6 protein-coding genes are annotated in these 10,491 nt (G+C 37.1%); 4 read left to right on the top strand and 2 right to left on the bottom strand.

What is annotated here, in order from left to right; translation table 11 throughout:
* Positions 1 to 104 precede the first annotated feature (104 nt).
* Positions 105 to 2,258 (top strand): two-partner secretion domain-containing protein, encoded by a 2,154-nt coding sequence (locus H6G14_RS31800; protein WP_338421249.1) that lies wholly within the window; start codon positions 105 to 107, stop codon positions 2,256 to 2,258.
* Positions 2,258 to 4,735: a CHAT domain-containing protein gene (locus H6G14_RS31795; protein WP_190572817.1), complete on the top strand. Its 2,478-nt coding sequence runs from the start codon at positions 2,258 to 2,260 to the stop codon at positions 4,733 to 4,735. Before H6G14_RS31800 ends, H6G14_RS31795 begins: the two co-directional genes overlap by 1 nt.
* Here the strand turns inward: H6G14_RS31795 and H6G14_RS31790 are convergent.
* Together H6G14_RS31790 and H6G14_RS31785 are read right to left on the bottom strand one after the other, a co-directional pair.
* On the bottom strand, positions 4,696 to 5,628 hold the full coding sequence (locus H6G14_RS31790) for a hypothetical protein (protein ID WP_242054250.1): 933 nt from the start codon (positions 5,626 to 5,628) through the stop codon (positions 4,696 to 4,698). The genes H6G14_RS31795 and H6G14_RS31790 overlap by 40 nt on opposite strands.
* 149 nt (positions 5,629 to 5,777) lie before the next feature.
* Entirely contained in the window at positions 5,778 to 7,625 is a 1,848-nt protein-coding gene (locus H6G14_RS31785; RefSeq protein ID WP_190572813.1) for a protein kinase domain-containing protein, read from the bottom strand.
* A gap of 244 nt (positions 7,626 to 7,869) precedes the next feature.
* On the opposite strand from H6G14_RS31785, the gene H6G14_RS31780 reads away from it, so the two are divergent.
* Complete coding sequence (locus H6G14_RS31780) at positions 7,870 to 9,285, top strand: helix-turn-helix domain-containing protein (protein ID WP_190572811.1); 1,416 nt, start codon at positions 7,870 to 7,872, stop codon at positions 9,283 to 9,285.
* Between the two features lie 877 nt (positions 9,286 to 10,162).
* The coding region (locus tag H6G14_RS31775) for a hypothetical protein (RefSeq protein WP_190572809.1) at positions 10,163 to 10,491 on the top strand (329 nt) is incomplete at its 3' end.

Below are 10,491 nucleotides of genomic sequence, written 5' to 3'. Positions count from 1 at the left end.
TTTATCCTTTGACTTACATTCACTATTTATCTAAGACAATTGGCTTTATTCTAGATGTTTGAATTTGCTTCCCAATTCTTATTAGCAATTAAGATGCGTTCGCCCTGATTGATGGACTGATTCAAGCTAACGGTTCAGTAAACCTATTCTTAATTAATCCTAATGGATTTGTTTTTGGTCAAAATGCCCAGCTAAATGTTGGTGGTTCTTTTATTGGTAGTACTGCAAACAGCATCAAATTTGCAGATGGCTTTGAGTTTACAATTGACCAAACCCAAGTTACACCGATACTGACCATAACTACACCTATCGGACTACAATTTAGGAGCAATCCTTCAGCAGTTCGTATCGAAGGCGTAGGACACAACTTGATTGGCTCTCCATTATCTCCAGCAGTTGGACGGAGTAACTTAACGGGTTTGCGAGTCTTGCCCACAAGGACAATAGCATTGGTTGGGGGGAATATAATTTCAAACGGCGGCATGATAGTGGCTGAAAGTGGACGTGTTGAGTTAGGCAGTGTGGGAAATAATAGTTTTGTCAACCTAGTACAAACTTTCTCTGGCTGGAAGTTATCTTATGACGAGATAACTTCTTTTCAAGATATTCAACTATCAAGCCGCTCTCTAATTGATGCCAGTGGAATTAATAGCGGTTCAATACATTTACAGGGGCAAAATATCAGACTTCAGGATGGTTCTGTGATTTTAATTCAGAACCAAGGATTAACAGCAGGAGGTAAAATACGCATAAATGCTTCTAACTCTTTGGACATAAGTGGTACTGATCCAATTGCTAGAATTGCTGGTGGCTTACGGAATGAAACTTTGGGATTTGGTAAAGCCGGAGACATACTAATATCAACTCAAAAGTTAAGCCTTCGAGATGCAGGACAAATAAATTCTTTGACTTTTAGCTCTGCTAAAAGCGGTGACGTAATTGTGAATGCTTCTGATTCCGTAAATGTAGTCGGATTTTCACCTCGTAATTCTGCTATTTCTAGCCTTATTAGTGCTGGAACATTTAGCTCAGGAGATTCCGGTAGCATTTTGATTTCAACGCCACGACTGATTGTTAGAGACAGTGGCTCAATAGGAGTTCCAACATTTGGCTCTGGTAGAGGAGGCAATTTGACAATCAATGCAACTGACTTCGTAAGGATAGAAGGTTATGCACCATATACATTCCAGTCAAGTGTTCTATCTGCTACATCCGCTAATACAGGTAATGCAGGTAATTTAACAATTAATACATCAAGATTGATAGTGCAAGATGGTGGTAAAATTGACTCTTCTACCATCGCAAGTGGTAATGGTGGAAGTATTACTCTTAACGCTTCTAATTCTGTAAAAATAGAAGGCACAACACCTAATTCTCCAAACTTTACCTCAATAACTTCCTCCGCCAACATTGAGTCTCAAGTTGTACAAAATCTTTTAAGATTGCCTCCCATTCCTTCAGGAAACTCAGGAGATATTACTATTAATACGCCTCTTTTAAATGTTAGTGGCAACGCTCTCATTACTGTTCGCAACCAAGGCACTGGAAATGCAGGAAACATTAACATTACTACAAATAAAGTTAACATCTCTAATAGTGGAGGCATCACCGCTACAACTGCTATTGGCGAAGGAGGAGATATTATATTTCGCTCAAAACTTTTTCAACTCAATAAAGGTTTGATTTCTGCGACAGCAGGGCAACAAGATTCTAGTGGCAACGGCGGTAACATTATTGTTAACACAGGCATCCTGGTAAGCTCAAACAAGAGCCAAATATTAGCTAATGCTTACGAGGGTAGAGGCGGTAAAATTCAAATTAATGCTCAAGGTTTTTTCCTATCCTCAGATAGTCAAATAGACTCTAGATCAGAAAGAGGTATTGACGGAACAGTAGACATCAATACAAATGTCTTTTTAGCAGAAACTCCAATTAAATCACAGACAGTTCAAGAGTCACCGCAGATTGCTTCAGTCTGCCAGGGCAGGTCAAATGGAAACGATGAGTTTATTATTTCGGGTACAGGAGGATTACCTGCAAACCCAGAAAATTTACCAGATGTTGAATCTGCATGGCAAGTAAACTCGGCTACGAATATTTCCAATATCAAACCTTTAGTAGAAACTGATGGAATTATAGAAGCTCAAGGATGGGTTAAAAATTCAGATGGCTCAATAACCTTAACTGCACAAGCAAATAGTGTGAGTGCCAACACAACTTTATCTAAGAGTTCTTGTAATCCTCAACCCAAAACTTGATGAAAAATCAACGATTGCTCAAGCACCTACTTACATTTATAGTTAGCTATTCTTTGGTTATCAGCGAACCATCAATCATGTTGAGTCAAGCACAAACAAATAATGAACAATTACGACAAGCACAATCACTAATTCAACAAGGACAAGAGCAGTTAAATCAAGGTCAGGCATTAACAGCATTAAACTTATGGCAACAAGCAACACAAATTTACCGACGACTTCAAAATGAACAGGGGATAAAAGGGAGTCTTATTAATCAAAGTATTGCATTGCAAACATTAGGTTTATCCCCTCGTGCTTGCAAGGTACTACTAGAGGGCTTGAAACTAAATGCTGCCTCTGAAATTTGTAATACTTCCTCAAAACAACCTACGGAAGTTACAAAACTATTAGCCCTTTTTGACAAAAAAACAGTATCACCTGTTGATTTATTAGTATTACAGAATTTAGGTAATGCACTGCGTAGGCTAGGAAAACTTACCGAATCAGAAGCAGTATTAAACAAAACTATTATGCTCTCTGAAAATCAGCATAATTTTAATACTAGTTCAACATTATTAAGTTTAGGTAATACTAAATTTTATGCTTATAAGTTTTTCAAGGATAAATATTTGCAAGTAGAAGAACCCACATTTCGCCAGCAGACAGTAAAATTAAGCCAACAAAAAGCATTAGAAGGAATAGAAATATATCAAAAAATAATTAACCGAAATAATATATCCTCATCTGTCAAACTACAGTCACTTTTACGAAAGTTAAGTTTGTTACTAGATTATAGCCAGTGGCAAACTAATACTAAATCTCAAAATACTTCTGTAACAACTGAGCAGCAAATTCAAGAGGAAGTCAATTTCTTATTAAAGAATTCTCATCTATTTGAAGAAGTCTCAATAAATGAATCGATTTATGCTCAACTAAATTTTGCCAAAAGTCTCAATCAAATCCCTGATAAAACTCTAAACTCATTAGCTATAAAATATGGGTTAGCCAGTTTACGAAAAGCTAATAGTATAAATAACAAGCGATTAATGTCATACAGTAATGGTCTATTAGGAGAGCTACAGCCTGAAAAAGCTCATACTTATTTTAGTGAAGCGCTAAGTATAGCTCAATCAATTCAAGCATGGGACATAGCATATCAATGGCAACAGCAATTAGGTAAGCTGTATCAACAACAAGGAAAATATCAGGAAGCTACTCAATATTATAAAGTAGCAATTCAAAATTTTAGTAAAATACGTGACAATCTTTCCACAACTAATCTAGACTTACAATTTTCATTTTATGAAAAAGTAGAACCTATATATCGAGATTATATACGCTTACTACTTAGTAGTTCTCATCCTCAACTAGATAAGGTAATTCAAGCTTATGAACAACTGCAATTGGCAGAGTTAGAAAATTATTTAAGATGTGGCAAGCTGGAATTTATACCTATAAATAGTATCGCCAATCTAAAGAATAAACCGACAATAATTAATATTATAGACTTAGGTAAAAGTATAGAAGTAATTGTTCGTTCACCAAACCAATCATTACATCATCATTCTGTTAATACTAAAACTATCAGAACTAGTATTGAATATTTTTTAAATACTTTACAAGATCAAGGGCTGGCTGATACCCAAAAATCGGTAATTATTTATCATTCGCAAATATTGTATCAAGGACTAATTGCACCAGTTAAAAAACATTTACCATCATCAGGAACACTGGTTTTTACTCTTGATAATTCCTTCCAAAGTATGCCGATGAGTTTACTTCACGATGGTAGGGATTACTTGTTTAAAAATTATAGTATTACAACCGCATTAGGCTCTCGAATCCGTCCACCCAAAGCTTTGGTCAAAGAACAACTAAAAGCTTTAATTGCTGGGCTTTCTCAATTCAGTCCTAGTTTTAATGCACAAAACGCTCCTCCAGGATTGAAACCTTTGCCAGAAGTGGAAAAAGAAGTAGCTGATGTTAAACAACAAACCAGAGCATCAATTAAGTTGCTGAACGAACAATTTACCAGTGACAATTTTCAACAAGAATTAAAAACAGCTAAATTTCCTATTGTTCATGTGACTACTCACGGTCAGTTTAGTTCTGACCCTGAACAAACAGTATTATTAGCTTGGGACAAACCCATTAACATTCGAGAACTTGATGGCTGGCTGAAAGTCCAAAATAATCAAGACCCTATTGAGTTATTAGTTCTCAGCGCCTGCCAAACTGCTAAAGGTAACAAACGCTCTACTTTAGGTATCGCTGGGGTGGCTGCACAGGCTGGCGCAAGAACTACTCTCGCCTCCTTGTGGTTAGTAGATGCCGAATCTACAGCTATGCTTATTGAACAATTCTATAAGGGTTTAAATAACAACCTCTCTAAAGCCGAAGCTCTGCGACAAGCACAACTGGGCTTACTTTCTCATCCTCAGTACCAACACCCTTACTATTGGGCAGGATTTGTTCTGGTTGGCAGTTGGCTCTGAGATAGCGCCGACAAACGTTCTTGCACCAACTCCACTTCACCGGAGTTTTTTTGAAACCTAGCTAGTTGAAGTGCTTTTATATATGCAGTTTTTGCGAGTTGAGGCATCCACACCTCTACATAGCGATCGCCTAAGATACGATAAAGAGTAGGATTAAAACTGCCTGCCGCAACTCGTGCTTGTAAATTCTCAATTGTGTCGTTGAGAAGTCTTTCAGACATATAAATTGCATCTAGGTCAATGTAGGCTGTTTCATCGGCAGACAATCCCAAACTTTTAACTTGCTCAATAGCTTGATTAATTTGTCTTACCCATCCTTCAGGTAACACATGCACTACCAACGTATCATCAATGATGGGATCGTTACCTTTATTTGCAATCACTATAATTTTATTCGCACTACCGTAGGACAACTCTTGTTGGTCTTGAGGATAGGATAGTGTTGTGCCTACCACTTCCTTTTCCCACTTCACTTCACCGCCAGAAAGTTGCACAGTGTAGCTGGTTGCCCCTGGTACAGCAGTCCAGGATATCAAAGGACGACGGTTGATTATAACTTTGCCATAAGGCTGAATAATATTAGGTGCATTTTCTCTTCGATTCGGCCCTTTACGATTTGGACAGTCTTGTGGACTCAATAGTGTACATTTCCTTACTGAAGAAAACGCTGGTGGCTTACATATTTCTCTAACAGGAAAATTGCTCCCTGCTTCTACTAATAAATGTTCTCTACTAGAGTAACAAAGTACCTTAACTTCCTCTCCCTGTTTTGGTGATATCTGATCTGTTGGGCATAACAAACTGCCAGAACGCATATAGCGATCGCCTGTGCTGATAACCCGTCCTATTGGTTCAATACAACGCACCTGAGCTTCAGTCCGAGGAGATCCCATCACTGAGCTTAGACTCCCAAAGAACATTATTGATGTAATAGCTGTAAACCCAACAGTGAATAATGTTTTATTTTTATAAAATTTCTTTCTCATACCTATTTTATTTGATATTTAATCTTTTGAATTTATAATTTTTTACTAAAAACTAGCTATTCTACCTTAATATCTCCTAGTAATCTGTTCAATATCTGTATTCGCCATCTTTGAACTTCCGGTAGATTAGATTCAGAAATCAAGCATACTTCCCATAACATTCTGGCATCATTAATTTCCTTTAAAGCTTCCTGGGTTTGTGCTAATAGACAATAAGTATCAGTTCTTTTAAAGTCTAGTTCTTTTGCTTTCTCTAAATTATTTTTAGCTTCTATATACTTTTTTTGTTCTAACTTAGCCCATCCTATGCTCTTATATAAGGCTGCCCTTAACGCAGGATCTTTAGCTTTAGTTAATCCTCCTTCAGCAATTTCTATAGCCGCATCATATTCTCTTTGCAAGTTTTTTATCCTAGCTAAGTTACTAACAGCATCTAAAGCTAATTTATTATTTAATATGGCTAATTTATATTGTTCCTGGGCTAAATCATACTTGCCTAAATCATCATAAAAATTACCTAACCCATAATGAGCCTCCCAACTATTTGGTTTTAGCTTAAATAAAACTGCATAACTATTTTCAACGCATTGGAAGTCCTGTAATGTTTGACATACCAACCCTAAATTATTATGAGCCACATCACTTTGTGGATTATATTTAATAGCTAATTCATAATATTTTTTAGCTTCTTCCAGAGGAATACTACGTTTATCTGCCTGTTGCACATAAAATTCAGATACTAGTTTAGCCATATCCGGTTTCAAAGCGATCGCTTGACGAAAACTATTTTCAGCATCATCAAGCCGATTTTCTTGTTGAGCTTTTTTCCCTTGATTCAGCAAATCCTGAGCTATGGACGGACGTAATACATTGTATATATTGATTAAACTTATAATACCTAAAGTTACTATACTAATTTGAAATATTTTTGATTTAACTACTTTATTGATCTTCGACTGCAATGGTAGACGTTCTAATCGTTTTAAGATAATTTCCGTAGTTTGTGGACGACCAATTGGTGACTGTGCCATCAATTCATCTAACAAATCAGCAAATGGTTTATCAATCTGCGGCGCATATTTTCTCCAATGTAAATTTCCTGTTTCTATGTCTTGTGGTATTTGCACTAATGATTTTCCCGTTACCAGAGTTACCAAAGTCCTTCCCAACGCATAAAAGTCTGACTGTGGAACTGCTTTGCCTCGAATCTGCTCTAATGGCGTGTAACCTTGTGTAACTACCGCAGTAATCTCATAATTTCCCATTCTTGTAGTCGTTCCGCCACTGGCACTGACTTTCGCCAGATACGTATCTGTAATTTTTCTTGCTGTACCAAAATCTATTAACGCCAGTTTTCCATTTGGCTGAAGAATTATATTTGAAGGTTTTATGTCTCTGTGAAAAAATTCTGTATGGTGTACTATATCTAGAATCTCCACTAATTGCTTGAGCCAGTCCACTGCTGTTGATTGTGAAATTCTGCCATTTGACTGCAACCATTCGGCTAAGTTCTGCCCTTCAAATTTATCCATTACTAAACATCGGAACGTAAAAGGGCTATTTTCTGGTTCAAATATGAAATAATCATCTACTGTACTGTATGGCACACAGGGATGATGTATCCGCCTCAAAGCTAATGATTCTACCTCGATCATCTTCACTAGCTCTGGACTATCCCATTTTGATACCTTCATAACGCGCCGCCGACGTTCTTCCCATTTATTACCCGCATCTTCCACCTCAAACGTATCTGTATAGGTAAAAATATTTCCTGTTGCCTCTTTTAGTGGCTTGATCAGTCGAATGCGGTTATTAAGTACTAGAGGTGTCCCACAAGCAAGACAACTGGCTGCTTCATCTGGATTTTCTCTAGCTGGGCATAGTGGGTTGATACAGTAACTCACATTTTATCCTAAATATCTCTTAACATTTCCATTGTCTTACCGTGTCATAATTTAAGCTGTACTGGTTTAGTGTATCAATAGTTACGTATATTCTGCTTATTAGCTCTGTTTAAAGAGATTTCAGCACTGTAATATCTTTTTGTTTATAACTTCTTTGGTCACTCTCTTAAGTTAGATAGCAAAAAAAATGCACATACTGTATCATTCTATTCTAGACACTATCTCATAGTGGTAACTAAAGTTTATGAGTTCCAGCGCTACTTGTGGTGTATATTCCCCAACAGATATGTCGGCAAATCAAGAAGATTTACCAAAAGTAACCCTAATCACCTTTGAGAAAGCTCTAGAAACTGTAAATGAACGAGTGCTACAAGCTAGAGGAAAACCTTTGACTGAGCCGGAGTTCACAGTTATTAAAGGAGCTTGGTTTGGACAAAATTACGAAACCATATCAGGTAATTCAGCTTATAGCCTAAATTATTTACAACGCCGAGTAGCTACTAGCTTATTTGATTTTCTCTCCAAAATTTTTGGCGAACAACTGTGCAAACGAAACTTGCGAAGTTTTTTAGAAGCTTTTCTTAGTCAAGATCAAGTTTTGACAATCCAGGGGAGTTTATTACCTGTTATATCTAGTTTTTATGGACGAACGCAAGAATTAATCCTCCTGAGAGAATTAGTTAAAAAACAGCGTTGTATAACCTTAGTAGGTGTAGCAGGGATTGGGAAAACGACTTTAGCAGCTAAACTTTTGACAGATATTAGCAAACAATATAATTCAGGCTTTGACTACTTAATTTGGAAATCAGTAGCTCACTCTCCCACAATTGAAGAATTAGCTATTGAATTACTGGAGATTTTGAACCCCAACTTTGTTGAACAAAGTTCTACACAAGCAATAATTACATTATTACTTAAATCTTTACAAAATAAACGTTGCTTAATAGTTCTAGATGAGTTTGAAGTATTTCGCCAAAATAGAGAACAAGAAATTTTACATTATCAGCTTTTCATTCGGCGATTAGTGGAGGAAAATCATCAAAGCTGTTTAATATTAACAGCTAGATTCTTATTGGACGAATTTAACGATTTAATAAGTGTTAAACAACTTTTTCAAATGGTAAAATTAGAAGGTCTCGATAAAAATGCTGCAATAGAGTTTTTGCAAGCAAAAGGTTTAACAAATAGAGAAGAATGCCTTCAGTTACATGATACGTACCGAGGTATTCCTTCTGAATTAGAAGCAGCAATTGATAGAATACACCACTTTTTTGGCGATTATAAAACCTTTTTTGCAAACCCTACAACTTTTATTAGTCAAAGGTTTGAAGCAATGCTCAATCAGCTTTTTGGTAAAAGCTTGGATAATCTCGATAAGCAAATCCTTATTTATTTAGCAGAGAGTATGGTTTTAGGTTCTTCTGTTACCTTTACAACTTTAATAAATGAATTTAGTAAGAAAAAAACGCAGATGGTGTCAACTTTAGAGTTAATTAAAAATCTTGAAAAGCTTGAAAGAATGTCTCTTATAGAGAGTAATAAAGACCCCATCACCAAGGAGTTAACTGTTACATTGCAGCCAATCATAAAAAAATACATTATGACAGACCCATTAGGCTTAGTACATCCTGCAACTTCAAATCTAAAATTAGCTTCTTAATAGGCATGGCAAAGTATAACGCTAGTAAATCTTTAGATGGGTTTTTTCAACTGAAAATGGGTTCGCTCCGCACAAACCTAACCTATAAGTCTTCCCGAACCATCTCACAGTAGAGACTCTGTTTCACTAGTGACGGCTACAGGAAGCCCTAAATCAATAGGGCAATTTTACCAAGATTCATAAATCAGGAGGTAACAGAACTAAACAATCAAAATCTGAATACTAGATGAAAGACGCGAAGTTTTGTAAGATCAAGCTTGTCAATATTACGCAAGGAGGAAGAACGTCGAAAATACATAAAAACATAGGCAAAACCTACTAAGGAGCGGGTTTTGCCAGGAGTGTCGGACAATTAAATAACCTCAGAGCGGGGTTGATCTCGGACTGACGAAGAAAGTGGCGATTAAAGTTTGGCGACTTGAAACCACTGACTTGTCAAGAAGACACCACGCTGTTTTACTTTGCTTTGCCAATTATAGCCAAAAAGGGGAAGGTAAAGACAGTCCTTGCTGACCTTTTTTTGGCGGATTGGTGAAAAAATTTATATTATCTTTAGTAAATTTTTGTAAAGCAGCAGAATCAATTCGCAACGCCCTACGGGTTCTAGCTACGTAATTTGGAGCTATTGCACGTTGCAAGCTGAAATTTGCATACTTGTTTTAGCTACTGGATTTTAGGTGGAAACAATTTTCGCACTCTTGAGGCAGAGAATTTAGCACCCGAATGTGCTGCTACATTTAATTTCTTAATTGGAGTTGCGTACTTCTCTACCGAAAGGCTGTGCTAATGGCACAGAGCTAACGCTCCCAAGGCAAACTGCGAATTGAGTGGAAACTCTCTCTGAGACTTGAAAACCAAGTTATCGGAGGAATCTACCGTGTTTAAAGACCAATACCCAACTGTGGGTATTGGGGATCAATTGCTGTCAAAAGAAATTGAATACCCCAACAACCTCACCGCCGCCGAGTATCATGAGCTAGCAGTGGGCAGCGCCATTCATCCATCGTTGATTGAGCGTAACTTTTCACATATTGAAGGTGAAACAGTTTACGAATACCTGTTCACTTCTCCTGAGATTCCGCGTAGAAATGCGGGTCGAGTGACAGATGGATTCTTAAAAGCATATCTGCACCTACTAGCCGGGGGGATGTGGATATCCGGGCTAGACCCGCAACGTAACTGGCGACCAATGGAGTGGGGACGATT

The sequence above is a fragment of the Nostoc parmelioides FACHB-3921 genome, from assembly GCF_014696625.1.
Lineage (GTDB): Bacteria > Cyanobacteriota > Cyanobacteriia > Cyanobacteriales > Nostocaceae > Trichormus > Trichormus parmelioides.
Note: the sequence above shows the minus strand (reverse complement) of the source record. Positions and strands in the feature narration are given on the sequence as shown.

Coding starts and splice junctions, on each gene's coding strand:
- H6G14_RS31780 (WP_190572811.1), top strand. CDS start 7,870: ATGAGTTCCAGCGCTACTTGTGGTGTATATTCCCCAACAGATATGTCG.
- H6G14_RS31790 (WP_242054250.1), bottom strand. CDS start 5,628: ATGGGATCTCCTCGGACTGAAGCTCAGGTGCGTTGTATTGAACCAATA.
- H6G14_RS31795 (WP_190572817.1), top strand. CDS start 2,258: ATGAAAAATCAACGATTGCTCAAGCACCTACTTACATTTATAGTTAGC.